This window comes from Cupriavidus pampae (assembly GCF_914271485.1).
In the GTDB taxonomy this organism is placed as follows: Bacteria; Pseudomonadota; Gammaproteobacteria; order Burkholderiales; family Burkholderiaceae; genus Cupriavidus; species Cupriavidus pampae.
Genome location: NZ_CAJZAG010000004.1, coordinates 277,159 through 301,044 on the forward strand (window position 1 = coordinate 277,159; position 23,886 = coordinate 301,044).

The window sequence follows — 23,886 nt, forward strand, 5'->3', positions numbered from 1 at the left end:
ACGAAGCATTACCAAGCCATACGAAGAACGGGGAAAGAAGATGGGCGGGCGCAATACAACCAGCTGGAAGGTAATGGCCGCGTGCGCACTGAGCGCGGCGCTCGCGGCATGTGGCGGCGGTGGCGATGACGGCGGTGCGCCGGCCAGCGCCGGCGCGCCCGCCACCAACTCCAACCCGGTCGTACCCAGCACACCGACCACGCCCACGGTGGTGGTGGCATCCGCCTGCGGCGGCTGCGCCGCGATCGATGCCAACACTTACGCCGGCAGCGGCACTGGTGTCTGGGAGGCCAGCAACACCTCGCTCGCCGCGGCCGATGTGCCTGTTCACATCGCCGGCCTCAATGGCCAGGACGTGTCGCTGGTGTTCACCAACGACGGCGCCGCCGCGCAGGCCATGCCCGGCATCTCGCTGACCGCTTCGCGCTTCCCCGCCGCACTGCAGAGCCTGCAACTCGATAACGGCACACAGGATGCGGAAGCGACCAAGCGCCGCATCGCGGACTTCAACCGCGACGGCTGGGCCACGCTGGTTGGCGACAAGCGTCCGCAATCGTTCTCGACGATCGCACCTCAGGCACCGAATTTCACCACGCTGACCAGTTCGCGCACGTGGTATCACGCGGACAACAGCGCGCGCACCGCGACCCTGCGCAAGCAGGTGACCACGACAGACGGCATCACGGTCAACTTTTGGGTAGAGAATGGCGAGGAAGGGACGGGCAAGATCGACTCGACGATCCTTGATGGCCTGGCCTCCGCCTACGCAAACGCCGGCGGCATCTACGACATGCTCAAGTCCGTTGGCGGCGTCATGTGGGGTGCGCAGTCGTTCCCGACGCTGATCAGCGGCAGCGGCCAGCCGATCGACATCGTGATCCTGAACTTCGATCACAATGGCCAGCCTTACGACCTCGTCGGCTACTTCTACGCGCGCAACAATTTCAAGCAGTCGAGTCAGCCGTTCAGCAACGAATCGATCTCGCTGTACCTCGACGCGGAAACGCTGTATCTGGCCGGTGCGGCCGGCATGCAGCAGATGCGCATGACCATGGCCCACGAAGGCATGCATATGCAGAACTTCTACCGCCGCGGCGTGCAGCAGTCGAGCGTCTACATGTACGACACGTGGCTCGAGGAAGCCACCGCGATGATGATGGAAGACTTCGCGAGCTTCACCATCGATCCGTCGTACAACGCGATTCGTGACGTGCGCTTCCGCGACTACGTCGCCTATGGCGCGGGCTCGTACAACTGCAACCTCACGGTCTGGCGCCCGTTCGATGCCAACGTCTGCGACAGCTACTCCGTCTCGGGCGCGTTCGGTGGCTTCCTGAACCGCCAGCTCGGCCTGGCGTTCTACCGCAACCTGCTTACCAACTTCAGCACCACGACGTCGATCGGCGTGCTCGACTCGGCCATCCGCTCGGTGCTGCCGGGCTCGGGCTTCACGCAGCAGTTCGCGGCGTGGAGCGCTACCGCCGCCTCTCTGATGCCGGCGAGCGCCAGCCCGCCCGGCTACGGCTATCCGGTGCGCGCGGATGGCGGCTTTGTGCTGCCGCTGATCGATCCGGCTTCCTATGCCGGCCGGCGCACGCTGACGACGGCCGTGCCGCAGACGCTGCAGGCCTACGCCAGCCTGCCGATCGTGCGTCAGGCGGTGCGTGGTACCTATAGCGAGACCGTGCGCGTGCCCGCTGGCACCCAGTTGTCCATCGTCGTGCATGATTAAACTCCCGTTCCGCTCTCCCACCGGGAGAGCGGACGGGGGCTGAGGGCAGAGTAGGAGCGCGGGGAGGGAATACCGCTGCTCTGCTATGCTGGTCGTCTTTGCGAAACCCTTCGCGGCACAACCATTCGACCGGCATGCAAACCAACAAAATCCCGGCAACCATCGTCACCGGCTTCCTCGGCAGCGGCAAGACGACGCTGTTGCGACATATCCTCGATAACGCCAATGGCCGCCGCATCGCGGTGATCGTCAACGAGTTCGGTGAACTCGGCATCGACGGCGAGATTCTCAAGGGTTGCGGCATCGGTTGCGACGACGCGGGGGAGCCCACCGGCCAGCTGTACGAGCTGGCCAACGGCTGCCTGTGCTGCACCGTGCAGGAAGAGTTCTATCCGGTCATGGAGAAGCTGCTCGAGCGCCGTGACCAGATCGATCACGTGCTGATCGAGACCTCGGGCCTGGCCCTGCCCAAGCCGCTGGTGCAGGCGTTCCACTGGCCGAGCATCCGCAATGCGTTCACGGTCGATGCCGTGGTGACCGTGGTCGACGGCCCGGCTGCCGCCGCGGGCCAGTTCGCGGCCAATCCGGTCGCGGTGGACGCGCAGCGCCGCGCGGATCCGAATCTCGATCACGAATCGCCGCTGCACGAACTGTTCGAGGATCAGCTCGGCAGCGCCGATCTCGTCATTCTCAACAAGACCGACCTGATGGACGACGCGCAGCGCGCGCAGGTGGAAGCGCTGGTGCGGCCCGAGATTCCGGCGGAGGTCAAGATCGTTCCCGCGCAGGGCGGCCGCATCGACGTGGGCCTGCTGCTCGGCCTGAATCGTGCGTCCGAGGACACGATCCATCTGCGCGTCGATCATCATGGCGATGGCGACGATCCCGATCATCATCACGACGAGTTCGACTCGGTGGTGGTAGAGGTGGGCGATGTCGATCGCGATCGTCTGGTGGCCGCGCTCGGCAAGCTGGTGCAATCGCACACGATCTATCGCATCAAGGGTTTTGTGGCGCTGCCTGGCAAACCGATGCGACTGGTCGTGCATGGCGTGGGCCAGCGCTTCGATAGCTACTTCGACCGTGCCTGGCGTGCCGACGAGGCGCGTCGCACGCGCGTGGTGCTGATCGGGCAGGAGCTCGATCACGCCACCTTGCAAGCCGCGCTGGATACCGAACTCGGTACGTCCGCGCGCGCCTGATCCATGCATCTGCTGTCCACCCGGCCCGGCGGCTTTGTCGAGGACAACGCCGTCGTGCTGCGCATCGAGCAGACGCCGGGCGACATCGTGGTGCTGAGCGCGGCGGATACCACGCTGTCTTTGCTCGCGAGCGCGGTGCCGCGCCTCGGCGACGATTTCCCCTCGGTGCGCCTGGCCAACCAGATGTATCTGCGCCAGCCTGCCTCGCTTGATCTGTACGTTGACGAGGTACTGCGGCATGCGCGCGTGGTGGTGGTCGATCATCTGGGTGGCGCGAGCGACTGGGCCTATGGGCTCGAACGATTGCCCGAGCTGGCGCGTGCGCGTAACCAATTGCTGGTGATGGGCTCGGGCGACCTTGCCGAAGACGACAACCTCGCGCGTCACGGTAATGCGCCGGCCGCGCTGAGTCACCAGCTCTGGCTTTATCTCCGCGAAGGCGGGGCGGGCAACGCCGAGCAGTTTTTCCGCTGCCTCGGTCATCACGCGTTCAAGATCGGCGAGCCTGCGCTGCCGCCACAGGTGCTGCCGCAGGCCGCGCTCTATCATCGCGATCATGGCGTGGCGACCATTGCGGACTGGCAGCGCGAGTGGGCCCTGCGTGGTCTGGCCGATGCGCCCGTGGTCGCAGTGCTGTTCTATCGCTCGCATTTGCAGGCAGGCAATACCGAGGTGTTCGACGCGTTGTGCACCGCGCTGATGGAGGCGGGGCTGCGGCCGTTGCCGGTCGCGCTTACTTCGCTCAAGGAACCGATCTGTCGCGAAGTGCTGCAACGCCTGTGCGATGCGCATGAGGTGGCGCTCGTGCTCAATACCACCGCGTTCTCGGCGGGCTCGCCAGATGGCGGCACGCATGGCGAGGCCGATGGCGTGGTGATCGCCAACGATGCGCCGGTGCTGCAGGTAATTCTGTCGGGTGGCAATCGCGAGGACTGGCTCGCGGACAGCCAGGGGTTGGGGGCGCGCGATATCGCGATGCATGTCGCGTTGCCCGAGGTCGATGGCCGCATCATCACGCGCGCGATCAGCTTCAAGGGGCTCGCCTATCGCTGCCCGCATACCGAGGCCGATGTGGTGCGCTATCAGCCCGATGTCGAGCGCGTTGGCTTTGTGGCCGAACTCGCGCGCCGGTGGTGCCGGTTGCGCGCGCTGCCCAACGCGGACAAGCGCGTGGCGCTGATCATGGCCAACTATCCGGCCAGCGAGGGGCGCATCGGCAATGGGGTGGGGCTCGATACGCCGGCATCGGTGGTGCGCATTCTCTCGCTGCTCGCGGCCGAGGGCTACGCCGTGGACGCGTTGCCTGCCGATGGCGATGCGCTGATGCGCGCGCTGACGGAAGGTGTGACCAACGACCTCGAGCAGCATGCGCTGCGGCCCGCGTTCCAGAGTCTGGCGATGGCGCGGTACCGCGCGTGGTTTGCGCAGCTGCCGCAGGCGAGTCGCGATGCTGTCATAGCGCGCTGGGGCGAGCCTGAGCAGGATCCGATGGTGCGCGCGGACCGTTTCATGATTGCGGGGGTGCGCAGCGGCCATCTGTTTGTTGGCATCCAGCCAGCGCGGGCGTATGGCGTGGATGATTACGCGAGTTACCACGATGCCGAGCTCGTGCCGCCGCATGGTTACCTCGCGTTCTATCTGTGGCTGCGCGAGGTGTTTGCCATCGATGCGGTGGTGCATGTGGGCAAGCATGGCAACCTCGAATGGCTGCCGGGCAAGAGCGTGGCGCTGTCGGCGGCGTGCTGGCCCGATGCGATCCTCGGGCCGCTGCCGCATCTTTATCCGTTTATCGTCAACGATCCCGGCGAAGGCGCGCAGGCCAAGCGCCGCGCGCAGGCGGTGATCATCGACCATCTGATGCCGCCGCTCACGCGCGCGGAGAACTACGGGCCGCTGCAGGACCTCGAGCGGCAGGTGGACGAATACTACGAAGCGCTGACCGTCGATCCGCGTCGTGCGAAGCTATTGCGTCGCTCGATTCTGGATACGATCGTGAGCCAGCAGTTGCACCGGGAGCTCGGCTTCGAGGCACCGGGCGGTGGTGCCGCCGCTGTTGCCGAGGAGGACGCGCTGCTCAACCGCACCGATGCGTGGCTATGCGAACTCAAGGAGTCGCAGATTCGCGATGGCCTGCACGTATTCGGCGAATCGCCGCGCGGCACGCAACGCCGCGACACCCTGGCCGCCCTCGCGCGCTTCCCGGCAGGCGAGGGCAGTGGCCTGCTCAACGCGCTGGCCGACGACCTCGAATTAGGCTTCAACCCCCTCGACGCGGACTGGGCCGCACCATGGCAAGGACCACGCCCGGCACTGCTGATGCAGATGGATGCAGGCCCCTGGCGCCACCACGGCGACACGCGCGAGCGACTGGAGCTGCTGGCGCTGCGGTTGCTGGAGGGCGAGATGTTTGGCGGCGGTATCGATGTGCCCACGCCGCCTTCGACGACCGACGCCGCTGGCGACGCGGCCGCTGCCCTTACCCTGCACCGTCTCCCAAAGGGGGAGGGGAGCCCGGCAGGCGCTCCGTACGCCGTCGGTTTGCTCCCCTCTCCCTCAGGGAGAGGGGTTGGGGGAGAGGGCACGCCGCGCACAGTGATCGGCGCCGCCGACGATGCGGCCGCTGCCCTGACCCTGCACCTTCTCCCAAAGGGCAAGGGGAGCCGCGCAGGCGCTTCGCACGCCGCCGGTTTGCTCCCCTCTCCCTCAGGGAGAGGGGTTGGGGGAGAGGGTGAAAGTCAATCTACCAATTGTTTTCTCCCCTCTCCCTCGGGGAGAGGGGCCGGGGGTGAGGGCACGCCCTTGGCTCTCACACTTCCTCGCACACTTCAGACGCTGCAACACATCGCCACCCACCTCCAGCCCAAACTCGACGCCTGCGGCGAGCAAGAGTTGTTGCAGCTAGCGCGCGGCCTGCAAGGACGCTTTGTCCCTCCGGGCCCCAGCGGCGCCCCATCCCGTGGCCGCCCGGACGTGCTGCCGACGGGCCGCAATTTCTACTCGGTGGACACGCGTGCCGTCCCCACCCGCACCGCATGGACGCTCGGCGTGCGCTCCGCCGACCAGCTCGTCGAGCGCCACCTGCAGGAGCACGGCGAATACCCGAACGCTGTCGGCCTGTCCGTATGGGGCACCGCCACCATGCGCACCGGCGGTGACGACATCGCCCAGGCCATGGCCCTGCTCGGCGTACGCCCCAAATGGGCCCCCGGCAGTCACCGCGTGGTGGACTTCGAAATCCTCCCGGTGACCACCTTCAATCGCCCGCGCATCGACGTGACGCTGCGTGTGTCGGGGTTCTTCCGCGACGCGTTCCCCGGCCTCGTCGCGCTGTTCGACGCCGCCGTACGCGCCGTATCCGAACTCGACGAGACCGCCGACATCAATCCCATTCGCGCCCGCGTGCAGGCCGAACGCGCACGGTTGCAATCGACCGGCGTCGATGAAGACACCGCCCGCGAGCGGGCAACATGGCGCGTGTTCGGCGCGCGTCCCGGCGACTATGGCACCGGCCTGCAGGCGCTGATCGATAGCCGCCGCTGGCAGGACGATGCCGATCTCTCGCATGCCTACCTGCACGCGGGTGGCTACGCCTATGGCCAGCGCGCCGACGGCATCGACGCGCGCGACAGCTTTGCCACGCGGCTCGGGGAGATCGACGCGGTAATCCAGAACCAGGACAACCGCGAGCACGACATCCTCGATGCCAACGACTACTACCAGTTTCAGGGCGGCATGGTCGCAGCCGTCCGGCATCTGGGCGGCACTCAGCCCGCGATCTATCACGGCGATCACGCCAACCCCGCCGCGCCGCGCGTGCGCACGCTCGGCGAGGAAATCGCCCGCGTCATCCGTACGCGCGTGGTCAATCCCAAATGGATCGATGGCGTCAAACGCCACGGCTACAAGGGTGCCTTCGAGATGGCCGCAACGGTCGATTACCTGTTCGGCTACGATGCCACCGCGCGCGTGGTGGCGGACCACCAATACGCATTGGTGGCCGACGCGTACGTGAACGACGACGCCACGCGCGACTGGATCGCGCGGCACAATCCGCGCGCGCTGCAGGGCATCTGCGAGCGCCTGCTCGAAGCGATGGATCGTGGTCTGTGGCAGGAACCCGGCGCGCAACGCGCGCGCATCGAAGCGCATCTGCTCGACAACGAGCAACGGCTCGAAGGACAGTCATGACACTCTCGGCAAGACCGATTTTTCCGTTCTGCGCGCTGGTTGGCCAGGAGCGCCTGCAACTCGCGCTGTTGCTTGCGGCCGTCGATCCCGGCATCGGCGGGGTGCTGGTGACGGGCCCGCGTGGCACCGCCAAATCCACTGCGGCGCGCGCGCTGGCGGAGTTGCTGCCGCATGGCCACTTCGTGACGCTGCCGCTCGGCGCGAGCGAAGAGCAGTTGACCGGCACGCTCGATCTCGGTCACGTGCTGCAGGAAGGGCAGGTCCGTTTTGCGCCGGGCCTGCTGGCGCGTGCGCATGAGGGGGTGTTGTATGTGGACGAGGTCAACCTGTTGCCCGATCCGCTGGTCGATCAGTTGCTCGATGTTGCATCGAGTGGTGTCAATGTGGTCGAACGCGATGGCGTGTCGCATCAGCATGATGCGCGGTTTGTGCTGGTCGGGACGATGAATCCGGAAGAGGGCGACCTGCGGCCGCAGCTGCTGGACCGCTTTGGCCTCGCGCTTGCCATCGGCAACTACGATGACCCCGCCGCGCGGCAGGCCATCGTGCGTGCGCGGCTCGCGTTCGACGCCGACCCACAGGCATTCCGCGCGAGCGTAGTCGAACCGCAGCGCGCGCTTGCGGAGCGCGTGGTGCGCTCCCGCGCTGTCTTGGCGTCGCTGACGTTCGACGACGCCGTGCATGCACATGTCAGCACGCTGTGCATCGAGGCCGCCGTGGACGGCGTCCGCGCTGACCTCGTGATGCTGCGCGCGGCACGCGCGCTCGCTGCGTGGGACATGGCACCGGCGCTGACCACGGCGCACGTGGACGCGGTGGCGGACCTTGTGCTGTACCACCGGCGGCACGCACCGACGGACGCGTTGATGCCACCGCAAGATGGCGCAGGGACCGGCGAGGAGAATCGTTCGTCGGGCGCATCGGGTGCGTCGGGTGCCTCGCACTCGCGTCCAGGCATATCGTCGGGCCCGTGGTCTGGCAGTGCGCCGGCCGCGTCGTCCGCCGACGCCTCGGACGAGTCCTGGGGTGCGCTACCGCCCCCGTCCGCGCAGGCCACCGCTGTGGCGCACGTCAAACCGCTGCGGCCATTCGGGAAGCCACCGCCAAAAAAAGCCTAGGCCACCGCTTGTCGCCCCGCGCCACCACAGCCGCGCGGCGCGGCGGCAAGCGGTGGCATGCCCAGCGCGGCGCCGACGCGCGCGGCCTTCAACCGAGCGCTCGGGTGCATTGGCCCCGCACCCTTGCGCGCAAGCAGCAGCACGCGCTCGCCGCGGAACACCTGCGCTATCGCCACACCGATGCGCGCGCGGGCGTGCTGCACTGTTTCGCGCTCGATTGCTCCGGCTCGATGCTGCAGGCGCGACAACTGGCATTCGCCAAGGGCGTATTGCTGCGGTTGCTGGAACGCGCATATCAGTCGCGCAGCGACGTCGCGCTACTGTGCTTCGCGGCAGGCCGCGCCGAAGTGCGCCTGCAACCGTCCCGCGCGCGGCCATGGAACGAAGACTGGATCCGCCCGATCCGGGGCGGCGGGGGCACGCCGCTGACCCTCGGTATGGCACGCGCAGACCAACTGCTTGCCCGTCACGCGCAACATGCCCCGGCCCAGCAGCGCTGGTTGTGGGTGCTGACTGATGGCCGCACCAACGACGCACCTCCGCGCCCTGCGTGGGCCGACCACGTGGTGGTCGTCGACATGGAACGCCACGCCCTGCCACTGGGTCGCTGCCGCATGCTGGCAACTAGCTGGGACGCGGAATACCTGCCGGCACCGTAGAGGGCAAGTTCAAGCGCCGCATGCCCTCACCCCCGGTCCCTCTCCCCGAGGGAGAGGGGAGAAAACAAGAGGTATGTCTTATCCCCCCTCTCCCCCAGCCCCTCTCCCCGCCGGGGAGAGGGGAGCAAACCGGTGGCGCAGCAAATGGGGATGGTGTGCCCCCCGCTCCCTCGAATGCGAGGGGGAGCAAACCGGTGGCGCAGCAAATGGGGGATGGTGTGCCCCCCGCTCCCTCGAGTGCGAGGGGGAGCAAAGCGATGGCGCAGCAAATGGGGATGGTGTGCTCCCCGCTCCCTCGAGTGCGAGGGGGAGCAAACCGGTGGCGCAGCAAATGGGGATGGTGTGCCCCCCGCTCCCTCGAGTGCGAGGGGGAGCAAACCGATGGCACAGCAAATGGGGATGGTGTGCTCCCCGCCCCCCCTCGAGTGCGAGGGGGAGCAAAGCGATGGCGCAGCAAATGGGGATGGTGTGCCCCCCGCTCCCTCGAGTGTGAGGGGGAGCAAACCGATGGCACAGCAAATGGGGATGGTGTGCCCCCCTCTCCCTTGAGGGAGAGGGGTCGGGGGAGAGGGTGCAACTAAGCCTACCTATTGCTTGCTCCCCTCTCCCTTAGGGAGAGGGGCCGGGGGTGAGGGTCTACTGCGTATCCAATCGCGCGGTCGTTCAACGCCCGGCAAAAAATCCCTGCACTACCTCCACCGCCATCTCCACCGCCGCGCGGTCAACGTCGAGGTGGGTTACCCAACGCTGTTGCGTAGCCCCATACGCCGAAGTCGCGCCAAGCCCTTGCGCCGCAACGTGAGCCGCCAGCGCCGCCGCATGCTCCGCCGGCACTGTCACGAATACGATATTGGTATCAGGCCGCACCACCTTCAACGCCGCTACCTGAGCAAAGCCTTCAGCAAGACGCCGCGCATTCTCATGATCGTCCGCCAGCCGCGCGACGTTATGCTCGAGCGCATAGACGCCAGCCGCTGCGAGAATGCCGGCCTGCCGCATTCCACCCCCCAGCATCTTGCGCAGACGGCGCCCCTTGGCAATCAGTGCCGAAGACCCCACCAGCACCGAACCCACCGGCGCCCCCAACCCCTTCGACAAACACACCGACACCGTATCGAACGGTCGCGCCAGCACTTCCGCGGATACTCCCGATGCGACCGCGGCATTGAACAACCGCGCCCCATCGAGGTGACACGCCAGCCCACGCTCGCGTGCCAGCGTGGTGGCCGCCACCACATAGTCCTGCGGCAGAATCCGTCCCCCGATCGTGTTCTCCAGCGCCAGCAGGCGCGTGCGCGCAAAGTGCGAATCGTCGGGCTTGATCGCCGCTTCGATATCGCCCAGTGCCAGCGTGCCGTCAGGCTGATTCACCAGCGGCTGCGGCTGGATGCTGCCCAGCACCGCGGCGCCACCGGCCTCCCAGCGATAGCAGTGAGCCATCTGCCCGACGATATATTCGTCACCGCGCTCGCAATGCGCCATCAACGCGATCAGGTTCGACTGCGTGCCAGTCGGCACGAACAGCGCGGCTTCCTTGCCGAGCATCGCGGCCGCGCGCGCCTCGAGTTGCTTGACGGTCGGATCGTCGCCAAATACGTCGTCGCCGACCACCGCCTCGGCGATGGCCGCGCGCATCGCGGGCGTCGGGCGGGTCACGGTATCGCTGCGGAAGTCGTATCGGATGGGGGTGCTCATCGCTGGGGTCCTCGAGGGGGAATGGTCGCGTGAAAAACCACAATGATGGCACGCGTACGTGGCCCGCGTAACCGTGGCTGACGATTTGCCGCGCCGCACGATCGATTGCGCTAAAGGTTCGCCCCATGGTTGCCGTTAGGGCAGTGATCAAACGACGAAAGCCCCGCGGGATCCCCCACGCGAGGGCAACAGAGGAGCGGGAGCACCATGGCTTTGACGAACTTGAGCATTCGCGCGCGCATAGGCATTGCCTTTGGCGCGCTATTGATCGTGATGGCGATCACGATGGCCGTGGCGCTGAGCCGCGTGGCACAGCTCGAGGACAAGCTGGCCGCGCAACCTCCCGCTTCGCAAACGGTCAGCACCGCAGCCGACGACAGTACACGCACCATCGTCTACAGTCTCGGCGTGCTCGCGCTGCTTATCAGTGTGGTGGCCGCCATCAGCATCGTGCGCGGCATCGAGTCGCCGCTCGCGGAAGCGGTCTATATCGCGGAAACCGTCGCAGCCGGCGACCTCAGCAAGGAATTCGAAACCGATCGTGGCGGGGAATTCGGCCGGCTGCTGGGCGGGATGGGCGAGATGGAAGACATGCTGACCGACCTCGTCACGCGCATCAAGGCGTCAACGGATGCGATCTCGGTGGCATCGCACGAGATCGCCGCCGGCAACACCGATCTGTCCCAGCGCACCGAGGAGCAGGCCGCCACGCTCGAGGAGACCGCGTCGAGCATGAGCGAACTCACCTCGATGGTGAAGCTGAACACCGATCGCGCCCGTACCGCCAACACCCTCGCAGGCGACGCCTCGGGCATCGCGGAGCGCGGCGGCGCGTTGGTCGGCAGCGTGGTCAAGACCATGGAGGCGATCAACACGAGCTCGCGCAAGGTCACGGACATCATCGCCGTGATCGAAGGCATCGCGTTCCAGACCAATATTCTTGCGCTGAACGCGGCCGTGGAAGCGGCGCGCGCGGGCGAGCAGGGCCGCGGTTTTGCCGTGGTGGCCGGCGAGGTGCGCACCCTCGCGCAGCGTAGCGCCGCCGCCGCCAAGGAAATCAACGTGCTGATCAGCGATTCGGCGCGTCAGGTGGAAAGCGGCTCGACGCTGGTCGGCCAGGCTGGCGACACCATGCAGGAGATCGTCCAGGCCGTGCGCCGCGTGACCCAGATCCTGAGCGAGATCGCCACCGCGTCCGATCACCAGAGCGCCGGTATCGCGCAGGTCAACGAAGCCGTGGCGCAGATGGACGCGGTCACGCAACAGAATGCCGCGCTCGTGGAGCAGGCGGCGGCCGCGTCGGCGGCGCTGGCCGGTCAGGCGCAGCAACTGCAGAGCGTGGTGGGCGAGTTCAAGCTCGAGGATGAGCCAGAAGCCAGGCGGCCACGGCACGCGCTGGCACACGCCTGATATCAAGCCCGAGCCTGAGCCCGCTCAGGCCGAAGCGGGCGGTTCCTCAAGCTGGTCCGAACGCAGATACGGTATCACCGGCGCCCAGAACGCCGCGAGCCAGTCCGGATTGGTCGCGGCGTCGTGTGGCAGATCCTCGAACGTGATCAGTCGGTTGGCACAGCGCGCCACGCGCGCCAGCTGCTGCGCGTGGCTATAAGGAATGGTCGCGTCAATGCGGCTGTGCAATAGCATCAGCGGCATGCGCAGCCGGCAGACCCGCGCCGCGTTATCCCAAGGGTCGGGCAGCATCCACGCCATCCATCCCGGTACGCGGCCGGTGGCCACCGCCGCCGCGCGCGCCGACGAGAATCCGGCGCCAATCACCGCGCCCACCGGTGCCGGCTGCAGCCGATGCAGCACGTCGAGCAGAATCCCCGACCCCAGCGAGTACCCCAGTACGTAATGGCGCGCCGCGCGCGGCGTGGCCGCGCGGAAGTGCGCGTAGGCCGTCTTCGCGTCGGCGCGCAGGTTGCGCACGGTCGGCCGACCGGTACTGGAGCCATAGCCGCTGTAGTCGAATACAAACGATGAAATGCCGGCCGCATGCAGCAAAGCCTGCACCGGCGCCCAGTCGGACAGGCATTCCGAATTGCCGTGAAACACGCATAGCGCCGGCGCGTCGAGGGCCGTGGCCTGCACGAAACAGCCATGCAGCGTGCGATCTTCGCTGGCGAACTTGAGGGATACCGAGGGCGCCCCCATCTGCTCAGGTGTCACCGCCAGGTCGGGGCACGTATTGAACGCGGCCCGCTCCACCGAGCGGAGCAGCAGTTGCCGTCCGACCGCGGCGGCGGCCAGCAGCGCCAGCCAGGCCGCGGCGCGACCGGCGGGCAAGCCCCGTTTGCCGGGCCCGGGCGGGGACGGTGATGGGCGCGAATCGGTCGAAACCATGGTGGATGCCAGGAGCGGGGAAGTGTTGTAGGCCGATGCTATCGCATCGATAGAAACAATTTAGTGCGGCATCACAAAAAACGCCTTGCTTATCTATCTAGTAGTAGATATTATTCGGTCCATGGTCGCAACGCAGTGAACCGGCAAGCAAAGAAAGCCCCGGCAAACGCGGTAAGAGACCAGCAGCACAGCAGTCAATCAGTACCGGGAGCCGGTCTTTTTTTTAGCACCTGATCTCTACCTACCAGTAGATGTAGGTAGAAACGGTAAAAAAGACCGCACACAACAGATTGCGGGCGATCGTAAAGCGCCCAAACGAAACGGAGCTAGATCATGAACGCCAAGACCATCCTCACCGCCGCCGCCCTTGCCGCCGCCTTCATTGGTGGTGCTGCCCAAGCCGCACAAGGTTCGCGTGACCCGTACCTGGACGGTGCCCGCACCATCAGCGAACCGCGCAGCACGTACACCGACGGTGCCCGTATCAGCAACCGCGATGGCTACACCGATCGCACGTTCGACACGTTCACCGACGGCGCCCGTGTCGGCAAGGCCGATCCCTTCACCGACGGTGCGCGCATCGTGGCTGGTCTGGATCGCACCGGTGTCTCGGCCGAACCGAGCCGCAAGGTTGATCCGTACCTCGACGGTGCCCGTGACGTCCGCGACCAACGCAGCCCGTTCTACGACGGTGCGCGTCAGCGCGATGTCTACAGCGACGGTGCTCGTACGGTAGCTGGGCTGGACCGCACTGGCGTGTCGGCCGAACCGTCGCGCAAGTTCGACGTGTTCACCGATGGTGCCAATGCCTGAGGGCAAGATTTGACGGCAGGGAACGTATCCGGTCCCCTGCCTGAAACGCCGAAGCCGTAAGGACACATCCGCTGCGCGAACCCTCTCTCCTCGCGCAGCGATGTTTCCCAACGATTCCGGCAGATCTGGCAGGGGCCTCATGAGGGCTCCTGCTTCACTTGTTAAAAGCAGAAAAACAAAAGGAGTTTCATCATGAGAAGTATCCGGAACAGCGCTTTGATCCTTGGCGGGTGGGTAGCCCTCAGCCTGATCAGTGGCTCGGCCGTCATGCTGGTGGCACAAACGCTGCCGGCCTGAGGTTTATCAGGCAGATTCGGGAAATTCCCGGTTGTCTATCTATCTTCGTGTAGATAAACTTCGCGGCATGACTTCAGCTTTATCGCGCCTATGAAAACGCAACCTGTTCGCGAGCAACTGCTCGAACACACGCTGGTACTGATTCGCCGCCGCGGGTTCAACGGCTTCAGCTACCGCGATCTGGCTGAACTGGTCGGGGTCAAGACCTCGAGCATCCACTATTACTTCCCGTCAAAGGACGATCTGGTCCTGGAAGCGGTGAAGGAATACAGTGCGCGAATTACCGAACGCATGCGCAACATCAGCACGGAGCTGCCGCTGATGGAGCAGGCGCGCCAGTATCTGGAGCCGATCCGTGCCACATGCGGGTCGGACCAGATCTGCCTCGCGGGCATGCTTTCCACCGAAGTGCTGAGCCTGCCCGAGTGCGTGCACAAGGTGCTGAAAGATTTCTACGCGATCAACGAGGCGTGGCTGACGCAGTTGCTCGAGAAGGGCCAGTCGGAACGCGACATGCCCTACCCGGTGCCGCCCGCCATGCTTGCGCAGGTGGTCTACGGCGCGCTGCAAAGCGGTCTGATCGCGGCACGACTGTTCGGCAACCAGGAACGCGTGGAAGCTGCCGCACACACGCTGCTCGGCGCGCTTGAAAACGTCAAGTGCCCCAACGCGGTAGCCTGAGTACAGTCAGACCGGCAAGACAACAAAACCCCCCGCATGGCGCTGCGCCATGCGGGGGTTTTTCTTTAAGGCGTTGCTTCGCTAGCCCAGTCGAGCTTCGCCACGGTTTCGCAGAGCCACTGTGGGTCGTCGTGGGGGAGGTCGTGGCCGGCCCAGGGGTGTTGGGTGTGGGGGACTTGCCAGGCGGATTGCAGGTGGTGTGAGCAGATCGGGTTGACCAGACGGTCGGTGGTCGAGGAGATCAGCAGGGTGGGGCAGGCGGGGCGGGTGGGTTGGGCCTGGAAGCGCGCGGCGGCCACCAGCTGGCGTGTTGCCGCGCTGCGCGAGACGGGGGCGGATTGCGCGATGGTGACCCATTCGGCGAGGTCGGTGTCGCGGGTGTCGAGCCGCTCGCAAGTGAGGCGATGGATCGTGCGTTCGCAGCGCACGCGATCGTGCCAGTGTCTTGCCATGCCGAGCAGCGCGGCCCACGTGTCCGGGCGCAGGCGCTCGGTGATCGCGCAGAAGGGCCGCATGCTTGTGTTGATCAGCACCAGGCCTGCCACTTCCTCGGGGTATGTCTGTGCCCAGTCGGTGGCGACCATGGCGCCGAGCGACATGGCGAGGATGCGATAGGGGCCTTGCACGCTTTCCGCTGCAAGCTTCCGCGCCGCGTCTCGCATGCCGCTTACCGTGGCGGGCACGGGCATCGCGTGCTGCGTGCCATTGCCGGGCAGATCGAGGGTCAGCGGGCGCCCCAGCCCGTGCTGCTGCCACAGCGCCGGCAGTTCGCCCCAATGGCGTGCCTCGCGCGTGAGGCCTCGCAAAAAGATCCAGGAGGTCATGGCGCGGATGGCCCCTGCCAGTGCCGGCGTGCCTGCTCATGCAGCAGCGCGCGGCGCTCGCCCTCCGGCAGCCAGCGTTCGGGCGAGAACGCAATCCGCCCGAGAAAATCGAACAGGCTGACATGCCGCCGCAACACGCGCGCGGTGCGGTGCGCCTTGATCGGATTGAATATGCCCGCGCGCGTGAACAACTGGCGCGGATTTTTCTTGATCCACATCCACGAGCCCAGCTCGAGCGTCATCGGCAGGAACAGGTGCCGCGCAGGCGTGCGATCGTACGCGTAGTCCCACAGATCGCCATGCAGCAGGTACTGATGACTCTGCGGCTCGAATGCGTATCCGTGGTGCGGATGCGCTTGCTCGAACATCGTCTTCAGCAGGTACATCTCCGGCAGATTCGGCATATGCGCGCGCGTGCGGGCATAGGGAAACCAGATACTGTCACGCCAGCCATAGCCGGAGTGGCAATCGACCGCGAAGCTCAGCGGCCGCGGCAACAGCTCGCGTTCGACCACCTCGAGCAGCGCCGCGCTTTCGGCCTCCATTGGCGCCCCCGCGCGTCCACGAAACCATGGCAGCCACGGCCCGATGCGCTGGCCTCCCGCAAGAAAGGGTACGCGTGCATCGGCATTCTGCGGTGCATTGCGCATGAGGTCGACGCCGTGCGGATTGGCACGCGTGCCAGCCCACATGCCACCCGGATTGACGATCGGCATAAACACCAGCCGCACCGCCTGCAATTCGCGATGCAACAGCTCGTCCCATTGCAGACGGCACAGCAACGCGCGCATATAGTCGAGCACCAGTTGTGTGCCGATGCGTTCGAGCCCATGAATGCCGCCAAAGATGCCGATGGCCGGCGCGTCGGGCGCGGATGTGCCGAGCGTGGCCACATGCACGCCAAATGCGCGCTCGCCAACATCCACACTGCAGGCCACGCGCGTCTCGAACCAAGGCGCGCCCAGCTCCAGCAGTGTCATCAATTGGTCATACTCGGGAAAGCCGGCAGGGCCCGTGGCGGTCATGGACTGTGCGGTACCGTTCGATCGCGCAATCCGTTCAATATAGGCGTCCCAGGCGTGGGCAGCACCACGCAATCGAGCAGCGCGGTGACGAGTCGGGTGGCGCGGCGCGCCTGCAGACAGTAGAGATACTCGTGAATGACCGGCGCGGGGCCGGCGAATGGAATCGCGCGCAACGCGCTGTCCTTGGGCACCTCGCCCACCGGCATCACGCTCACGCCAAGGTTATGGCGAATGGCCTCGCAGATGGCCTCGCGGCTGCCGATCACGGTATGCGCCGGCAGTTCCAGGCCCACACCGGCCAATGCGGTCTCGGTCGCCTCGCGCGTCATCGAACCGCGCTCGCGTACTAACAGGTGATGGCGCGCGAGTTCGGCGATATCGACGCGCGCTTCGCGCGCCAACGCATGGTCGGGATGCGCGACGACAACTGTGGCATCGGCGGCAAGTGTCACGCGCGTCAGGCGGTCGTCGTCCACCGCGTGCGAGGACACCGCGGCATCGATGCGATAGTCGAACAGTGCATCGAGCACGGTCTTGGAGTTGCCGGTCTCGAGTGTGACGGCGATATCGGGATAGCGTTGCCGAAACGCGGCAATGCTACGCAGGATATAGAACGGACCGGTAGCGCCGATGCGCAGTTTGCCGAAGCGCAGGTTGCCGGCATTGCGCAACAGGAAGTCGGCATCGCCTTCCTGCTGCATCATCTGTTCGGCGAGGGGCATCAGCGCGATGCCAACGTCGCTGAGGTCAACGCGGCTTGCGCGACGATGAAACAGCTCGACACCATAGATGTCCTCGAGCTGACGGATGCGGCCCGTGACGGTGGGCTGGCTGATACGAAGCTGACGGGCAGCGGTGGTAATACTGCCCTGGCGCGCGACTTCAAAGAAGGTCACCAGCAGGTCGCCAAGCATGATGGTCTGATCCTAAGCGGGACGGCCGCCGAGCTTAGCGCGCGATTATGACAATTTCGAGGCGACATGATGCCCCGCTTTTCCCGAAAGAGAAAAGCGGGGCATCCGTCGTCAGTCGAGCGTCAGCTTGTGGCCGGCGCTGTCGTACTTAACCACCCATCGCCGGATCGGACACACCGTCCTTGCCGTTCTCGAGGCGACCCGCAAAGCGGCGGGTGAAGCCGCCTTGCGGCGTGGTCACGGTGAAGTCGTACCAGTTGCCCTGCGCGGCCAGCGCCCAGTTCTTGTCCACGGACTTGCCGGCAGGCACTGCCACGGTCACGGGCGTGAAGCCCGGGTACGCGTTAGGCGTCACCGTGAAGGTGCACGCATTGGCGCCGCGGTTGATCAGCGTCAGGTAGATGTTGGCGTTGGCCTCGTCGTAGCAGACGCGAATCTCCGGTGCCGATGCGCCCGATGCCGACGGCGTGCTGGCATCGCCCGAGAACGAGCGGTGGAAGCCATTGGGACCGACCACCCACAGATCGTAGCGACCGTTCAGCAGCGTGAACACGTCCCACTTGCCGTCGATCTCCTTGCCCGGATCGACGGCATAGCGACGCGGCACGCTGTCGAGGTGCAGCTTGTCGTAGACGTGGAACACCGCCGCCTGCGTGCCGTCGTTCTTGAACTTGAGCCACATCGCGCGATTGACCGGATCTTCCTGGCCACTCACGTGCAGCGTGTACGGCAGCTTGCGCGACGGACGCGTACCGGCGGCCTGCTTCGGCAGCACCTGTGCGGCTTCCGTCGGTTGCGCGACCTGCGGCAGGAGTGCCTGCGCAGCGCGCAGGTTGTCCGCATCGGCCTTCAGCATGGACGGCAGCGTGGGCAACGCGGTGGCGTTCGGGTTGACGAAGTCGAACGCGCTGGTCAGATCGCCCATCACCGCGCGACGGTACGCGCTGATGTTGGTTTCCGCCACGCCAAAGCGGGCTTCGAGGAAGCGCAGCACCGACGTATGGTCGAACACCTGCGAGTTGACCCAGCCGCCGCGGCTCCACGGGGAGACCACGTACATCGGCACGCGCGGACCGGGACCATACGGCAGCTTCGTGGTGTGGTACTCGCCATCGGTGCTCATGGTGGCGGCGCCGATCGGCTGGCCGCTCGCATCGAGCGCGGGCACCGCGGGCGGAGGCACGTGGTCGTAGAAGCCGTCGTTCTCGTCGAAGTTGATAAACAGCACGGTGCGTGCCCAGATGTCCGGATTGGCCGTGAGCGCATCGAGAACCTGCTGCGTGTACCACGCGCCCTGCACTGGGCTCGACGGTCCCGGGTGCTCCGAGTACGTTTCCGGGGCGACGATCCACGACACCTGCGGCAACGTGCCCGCGGCGATGTCGTCGCGCAGCGCCTGCAGGAAGCCGCCATCGGGCATGGTGTTGCCGATGCCCTTGATGAGCGGGCTCACCGCTTCATCGGCCGGCGTGTACGCGGGATAGGGCGCGCCGTCAGGCTGATTGCCGCGCGCGGTGTTGGCCGCGCGATACTGTTGAAAGCCCGCCAGCGGATTGTCGGTGAAGTTGTCCGGCAGATTCTGGTAGACCTTCCAGCTCACGCCGGCGGCCTGCAGGCGCTCGGGGTAGGTCTTCCACTTGTAATTGATACCGAGGGCGTCGAGCGAGTCGCCGCTGTTGTCGATCACCGGGCCGCCATTGGCGCCGGTCGGATCGTTGGTGCCGGTCCAGTGGAACAGACGGTTGGTGTTGGTGCCGCCGTGGAAGCTGCAGTGGTAGGCGTCGCAGAGCGTGAAGGCATTGGCGAGCGCGTACTGGAACCCGACTTCCTGCTCCGTGTAGTAGCCCATCGACTGGGGCGCCTTGAACGTGGGCCAGCGGCCCATGCGGCCGAGATCCCATGCGTTCTGCGCGTCGGGGAAGCTATGCGGCGTACCGCTGACGCGCTGGGCGTTGCCGACCTTGCTGTCCAGGTGGTACGGCGTGAGCGTACGATTGACGCCGGTGCTGGCGTTGATATACGTCTGCTGGAACACGTTGCGGCCGCCCGAGAGCGGGATCGGGAAACGGTCGCCGAAGCCGCGCACGCCCTTCAGCGCGCCAAAGTAGTTGTCGAAGGAGCGGTTTTCCTGCATCAGGACCACCACGTATTCCACGTCGCGGATCGACTTCGTGGCGTTGTTGGCGGGAATGGCGAGCGCGCGGCGGATCGCCGGCGGAAATGCGGAGAGCGCGGCGGTGGCGGCAACGCCGGAGCCTGCCATCTTCAGAAAGTTGCGTCGGCTGTTCGAGTTCATGGCGAGTCGATGTGATTGCTTGCCGGTAGGCATGGGGTGGAAGTGCGTGCGATAAGCGGGAGAGCGCGCGGAGCGATCCGGGAATTCCGGACGCTGCGGCCGATCAAGGCGCGCATTTCATCTGGGGCGTGACGGTTGGCGTGTCCGGGGTGTTGCCACCGCCGGCTGGCGGCGTGGAAGGGTTGGCGCTGCTGTCGGAGTCGCCGCCGCAGGCAGCGAGCGTCGCGCAAAGCAGCAGGGCGGCCAGCGATGCGAGCGGGCGCGCGCGGCTAAGGGTGTGAAGAACGTGGCTCATGGTGTGGATCTCTCTCTGGCGGAGGACGGGACGTACGACGCAGAGCGTACGAAGGGGCGTTTTCGCCGCAATGACATTCACCCCAAGAAAACCGATGTCGGTATTCGCGCTTTTGAGAGTTGTTTTTTGTGATGCAAGAAACACACGAGCGATGCGCTTTTGTGGGAAAGCTCGCCGTCAAATGAAATGAACTGCTGCGACGCAGCAATGCCTGTGCTATGGTTTTTAGACTTCGCCCTCTACACGGGCCAGGCGCGGCACGAGCGCAGATCGGATAAGGTCTTGCCCTACGGTCTGAAATTCCGCGCCGGGACTGGGTTTGCGGGCGATAAAGGGGTCTGGAACGTGGCATCGCAGCCGCATATCTGCACATTCGGCACGCGCGCGACGCGCTCCGGGCCCTGCTTGTAAACACGCCCTTTGATACCAATGTGGCTATGGAAGGGACGTTTGCAGGGAGCTGCCTGAATATGGATGCTGATTCACCTTTTGTTTGGCACTACACCGTAGGCACGCCACTGGCGGCCATTGCGCGTTCGGGGCGACTCGTGCCCGGCGCCGGGGGCACCTGCGAGCACACGGCCGAGGTCTGCCACGGAATTCTGTGGTTCTCACGCAACCAGCAATGGGATCCGTCGGCCAGCAAGGACGACAAGCTGCGCGCGGACGCGCGTGGACTCACGCGTGCGGCGCTGCATGCGCGCTTTGGACTTTATCGATTCGGATTACGGGCTGACGACCGCCGGTTGTTACCGTGGCCAACCGTCACGCGCGTGGCGGATATCGACGTACCCGATGCCATGACGATGGTCGCGAGCGGGCTGCGCTGTGGCGCGGCGCCCACCGATTGGATCGGTTCGCTCACCGACGTACCGGTGGACGAGCTCGTGTTCGAGGCCTGGAATGGCCGCGGCTGGATTGCCGCGGACCTGCATGAACTGGCGGCTCAGCTCGCCTAGTCGCTGAAACTGACGAATAAAACTAGCGGCTGAACCCGCGCGCGGCGATCGGCCACACGGCCTCTACCACGCCCGCGCGCACGCAGACCAACTCATCGTAGAGATTCAGCGTGGGGTCGCAATGCCCCGGCACCAGCAGCACGCGGCTGCCGAGCGCCGGCAGCGCGCTATTGGCGCCGGTTGGCTTGACGATGCCATGCTCGTCGTTCGCCGCCACATATTGCAACGATGACGATGGCGCACCGTCCGCCGTCTTTTCTTCCCATACCCACGGCAGACCCGAGTCGACAGCCATCGATTTGAGCCCCGCATCCACCACCACGCGATCTCCCGCGGCCACGCTCATTACCGTGCTGGCGATGAACAGGCCGTGCGTAAAGCGCATCGTGCCCGTGTAGGCATTGCTACCGTAGTCGGCATCCATGAACACATACGAGCCCGGCTGGATCTCGGTGTAGACCCCGCTCTGCAGGTCGAACTCGACGCTGCCGCTGCCGCCACCGGTCACCACTTCACAGGTCACGCCCGCATCGCGCAGCGCGGCGACCACCGCGGCCGTGCGCGATGCCGCGCCGGCCGCAGCCTCGCGGCGTTCGTTCCAGTCGCGCAGATGTTGAATGCCACCGTGATACGCCTGCAACCCGCGCAGATGCAGATGGTCGAATGTAGCAATACGTTCGGCCAGGCGCAGCGCGGCGGGGGCATCGGCCACGCCGCAGCGGTTTTGTCCCACGTCGATTTCGATAAATACATCGAGCTTGCTGTCGGCGCGTTCGCATGCCGCCGCCAGCACGTCGATCTGCGCCAGGTCGTCGACGCAGACGCTCAGGCGCGCATGGCGGGCGAGTTGCGCGAGCAGGTCCGCCTTGGCCGGGCTGGCCGGGTTGAGGGCGATCTCGTTGCTGATATGGATATCGGCCACGCCGGCCGCGACGAACGGCAGGGCCTCGCTGACCTTCTGGCAGCACACGCCCACCGCGCCGCGCGCAATTTGCGCGAGCGCGATATCGGGGCACTTGTGCGCCTTGGCGTGCGGACGCAGTTTGACGCCGGCCGCGTCGGCGGCGGCCTGCATGCGGTCGAGGTTGGCTTCGAACGCATCGAGGTCCAGCATCAGCGAGGGGGTATCGACGTCGGCCACGGATTGGCCGGGGCAGGCGGCGACGGGGAGGGTGAGGGTCACGGCGGGGGCGGCAACGGAGCGCATGGACAGGGCAGTGGCGTGGACGAGCGGGGAGCGTAGCATGCGCGCGCACGCATGTGTGTTACGCGGCGCCTTGCTTGCGTCGGCGCGCGCGTTGACTACGATGTCAGGTGAACTGCGGGGATGTCCGGCGGGCAATATCCGGCGCGGATAACAATGAGGGGACGCGATGGCACAGACGGACTTCAGGGGCTTGCAGGTATCGCCCGCGAGCGCGCACTCGCTCGAACGTTACGAGGCCGCGCTCAATCTGCTGCATGGCTACTACGGCGATCCGCTGTCCGTGATCGACGGCGCGCTCGTCGACGACCCCGACTTCGCAATGGGCCACGCGCTGCGCGCGGGCCTGATGGTGACGTCCGGCGACGGCACCGCCGAGCCGATGCTACGGCAGAGCGTGGAAGCCGGCGAGGCGCTGGGCGCGCGCGCCAACGAGCGTGAGCGCCGCCATTTCGCGGCGGCACGGGCCTGGCTCGACGGAAGGTTTGCGCAATCGATACAGGCCTATGGCGATATCGTCGTCGACTATCCGCACGATATCCTCGCGATTCAGGTGGCGCATATCGGCGACTTTCTGCTCGGACATTCGAGCATGCTGCGCGACCGCATCGCGCAGGTATTGCCGCATTGGAATGCGAGCCTGCCCGGCTACAGCTATCTGCTCGGCATGCACGCGTTTGGGCTTGAGGAGATGCAGCGCTATGAAGATGCCGAGGCGCGGGGCCGCGAAGCGGTCGCGCTCAACCCGCGCGATCCGTGGGCGATTCACGCGGTGGCACATGTGATGGAGATGCAGGGGCGCCTCGATGCCGGCGTCGACTGGCTGACCGCGCGCCGCGAAGACTGGGCCGAAGACAATATGCTGGCGGTTCACAACTGGTGGCATCTCGCGCTGCTGCTGCTCGAGCGCGAACAGCACGACGCGGTGCTTGCGCTCTATGACGATCATGTCGCGCGCCCCGCGCCAGCGATCGCGCTCGACCTCGTTGATGCGGCCGCGCTGCTGTGGCGCCTGCATCTGCGCGGCGTGGATGTTGGCAATCGCTGGATCGATGTGGCCGACGATTGGCAGTCGCGCGGGGCCGCGGGCTACTATGCGTTCAACGATGTGCATGCGATCATGGCGTGCCTGGGCGCTGGCCGCATCGACGATGTGGCGGCGGTTTACGGGGCAATGCAGGGCGCGGCGATGCAGGGTGCGGCGGCGGCGGGCAGGGCGAATCATGGGGGCGGCGGTACCAATGGCACCATGACGGCTGAAGTAGGCCTGCCGATGGCGGAGGGGTTGATTGCCTTCGAGCGCGGCGACTATGAAGCGTCGATCGCGCGACTGATGCCAACGCGCATGATTTGTCATCGCTTCGGTGGCAGCCATGCGCAGCGCGACGTGTTCACATTGACGCTGATCGAGGCCGCGCTGCGGGCCGGGCGCGTCAACCTCGCCGATGCGTTGCTGGCCGAACGTGCCGCGCTCAAGGCGATGAATCCCGCGCTCGGCACGATGATGTCGCGCGCACGGGCGTTGCGTGAGCCCGGTGGCATGTCCACGGCGGATCCGCGGCCTCGCCCGTCACCGGAATCGCCGGGCTTTGATGCTTCACCCGATGTCTCACCCGATGCCTGACCGAATCATTTTCGTTT

Annotated in this window: 18 protein-coding genes; 10 read left to right on the forward strand and 8 right to left on the reverse strand. The window is 66.0% G+C overall.

Going from position 1 to position 23,886, the window contains the following annotated elements; all coding sequences use genetic code 11:
• The first annotated feature begins 40 nt into the window (after window positions 1-40).
• From LDO41_RS12075 to LDO41_RS12095, 5 genes are all read left to right on the forward strand, one after another.
• The gene (locus tag LDO41_RS12075; protein ID WP_223988282.1) at window positions 41-1,732 is read left to right on the forward strand and encodes a M30 family zinc metallopeptidase; all 1,692 of its coding nucleotides are present in this window, start codon (window positions 41-43) and stop codon (window positions 1,730-1,732) included.
• A 134-nt stretch (window positions 1,733-1,866) separates the two neighbouring features.
• Window positions 1,867-2,934 (forward strand): cobalamin biosynthesis protein CobW, encoded by a 1,068-nt coding sequence (gene cobW, locus LDO41_RS12080; RefSeq protein ID WP_223988283.1) that lies wholly within the window; start codon window positions 1,867-1,869, stop codon window positions 2,932-2,934.
• A gap of 3 nt (window positions 2,935-2,937) precedes the next feature.
• Window positions 2,938-7,122 carry a cobaltochelatase subunit CobN gene (cobN, locus tag LDO41_RS12085; RefSeq protein ID WP_223988285.1) on the forward strand — a complete coding sequence of 1,395 codons (4,185 nt, stop codon included), beginning with the start codon at window positions 2,938-2,940 and terminating at the stop codon, window positions 7,120-7,122.
• On the forward strand, window positions 7,119-8,240 hold the full coding sequence (locus LDO41_RS12090; protein ID WP_223988287.1) for an ATP-binding protein: 1,122 nt from the start codon (window positions 7,119-7,121) through the stop codon (window positions 8,238-8,240). The genes cobN and LDO41_RS12090 overlap by 4 nt, the downstream gene beginning before the upstream one ends.
• Window positions 8,241-8,344: 104 nt before the next feature.
• Window positions 8,345-8,899, forward strand: coding sequence for a vWA domain-containing protein (locus tag LDO41_RS12095; RefSeq protein WP_223988289.1), 555 nt, complete (start codon window positions 8,345-8,347; stop codon window positions 8,897-8,899).
• Window positions 8,900-9,562: 663 nt separating this feature from the next.
• On the opposite strand, the gene ltaE is transcribed toward LDO41_RS12095, so the two are convergent.
• Entirely contained in the window at window positions 9,563-10,594 is a 1,032-nt protein-coding gene (ltaE, locus tag LDO41_RS12100; RefSeq protein WP_223988291.1) for a low-specificity L-threonine aldolase, read from the reverse strand.
• A gap of 207 nt (window positions 10,595-10,801) precedes the next feature.
• Here ltaE and LDO41_RS12105 point away from each other — a divergent pair, with 207 nt between their 5' ends.
• Window positions 10,802-12,004, forward strand: coding sequence for a methyl-accepting chemotaxis protein (locus LDO41_RS12105; RefSeq protein WP_223988293.1), 1,203 nt, complete (start codon window positions 10,802-10,804; stop codon window positions 12,002-12,004).
• 24 nt (window positions 12,005-12,028) lie between these two features.
• Here the strand turns inward: LDO41_RS12105 and LDO41_RS12110 are convergent, their stop codons facing one another.
• Window positions 12,029-12,880 carry an alpha/beta hydrolase gene (locus tag LDO41_RS12110; protein WP_223988295.1) on the reverse strand — a complete coding sequence of 284 codons (852 nt, stop codon included), beginning with the start codon at window positions 12,878-12,880 and terminating at the stop codon, window positions 12,029-12,031.
• 390 nt (window positions 12,881-13,270) lie between these two features.
• Between LDO41_RS12110 and LDO41_RS12115 the strand changes: the two genes are divergently transcribed.
• Together LDO41_RS12115 and LDO41_RS12120 are read left to right on the forward strand one after the other, a co-directional pair.
• Entirely contained in the window at window positions 13,271-13,750 is a 480-nt protein-coding gene (locus tag LDO41_RS12115; RefSeq protein WP_223988297.1) for a copper resistance protein CopQ, read from the forward strand.
• Window positions 13,751-14,137: 387 nt separating this feature from the next.
• Complete coding sequence (locus LDO41_RS12120) at window positions 14,138-14,728, forward strand: TetR/AcrR family transcriptional regulator (RefSeq protein ID WP_223988299.1); 591 nt, start codon at window positions 14,138-14,140, stop codon at window positions 14,726-14,728.
• 65 nt (window positions 14,729-14,793) lie between these two features.
• Here the strand turns inward: LDO41_RS12120 and LDO41_RS12125 are convergent, their stop codons facing one another.
• The 5 genes from LDO41_RS12125 to LDO41_RS12145 form a co-directional block, all read right to left on the reverse strand.
• On the reverse strand, window positions 14,794-15,552 hold the full coding sequence (locus tag LDO41_RS12125) for an alpha/beta fold hydrolase (protein WP_223988301.1): 759 nt from the start codon (window positions 15,550-15,552) through the stop codon (window positions 14,794-14,796).
• A complete protein-coding gene (locus LDO41_RS12130; protein WP_223988303.1) occupies window positions 15,549-16,577 on the reverse strand; it encodes a M14 family zinc carboxypeptidase in 1,029 nt (342 codons plus the stop codon). Before LDO41_RS12130 ends, LDO41_RS12125 begins: the two co-directional genes overlap by 4 nt.
• Window positions 16,574-17,491 (reverse strand): LysR substrate-binding domain-containing protein, encoded by a 918-nt coding sequence (locus LDO41_RS12135; protein ID WP_223988305.1) that lies wholly within the window; start codon window positions 17,489-17,491, stop codon window positions 16,574-16,576. Before LDO41_RS12135 ends, LDO41_RS12130 begins: the two co-directional genes overlap by 4 nt.
• 148 nt (window positions 17,492-17,639) lie before the next feature.
• On the reverse strand, window positions 17,640-19,787 hold the full coding sequence (locus LDO41_RS12140) for a phosphocholine-specific phospholipase C (RefSeq protein ID WP_223988315.1): 2,148 nt from the start codon (window positions 19,785-19,787) through the stop codon (window positions 17,640-17,642).
• Window positions 19,788-19,890: 103 nt separating this feature from the next.
• Window positions 19,891-20,082, reverse strand: a complete 192-nt coding sequence (locus tag LDO41_RS12145; protein WP_223988317.1) for a hypothetical protein — start codon at window positions 20,080-20,082, stop codon at window positions 19,891-19,893.
• Between the two features lie 470 nt (window positions 20,083-20,552).
• On the opposite strand from LDO41_RS12145, the gene LDO41_RS12150 reads away from it, so the two are divergent.
• Window positions 20,553-21,041, forward strand: a complete 489-nt coding sequence (locus LDO41_RS12150; RefSeq protein WP_223988319.1) for a hypothetical protein — start codon at window positions 20,553-20,555, stop codon at window positions 21,039-21,041.
• A gap of 22 nt (window positions 21,042-21,063) precedes the next feature.
• On the opposite strand, the gene LDO41_RS12155 is transcribed toward LDO41_RS12150, so the two are convergent.
• Window positions 21,064-22,248 (reverse strand): DSD1 family PLP-dependent enzyme, encoded by a 1,185-nt coding sequence (locus LDO41_RS12155; RefSeq protein WP_223988714.1) that lies wholly within the window; start codon window positions 22,246-22,248, stop codon window positions 21,064-21,066.
• A gap of 166 nt (window positions 22,249-22,414) precedes the next feature.
• Between LDO41_RS12155 and LDO41_RS12160 the strand changes: the two genes are divergently transcribed.
• A complete protein-coding gene (locus LDO41_RS12160; protein ID WP_223988321.1) occupies window positions 22,415-23,869 on the forward strand; it encodes a tetratricopeptide repeat protein in 1,455 nt (484 codons plus the stop codon).
• Window positions 23,870-23,886: the final 17 nt, after the last annotated feature.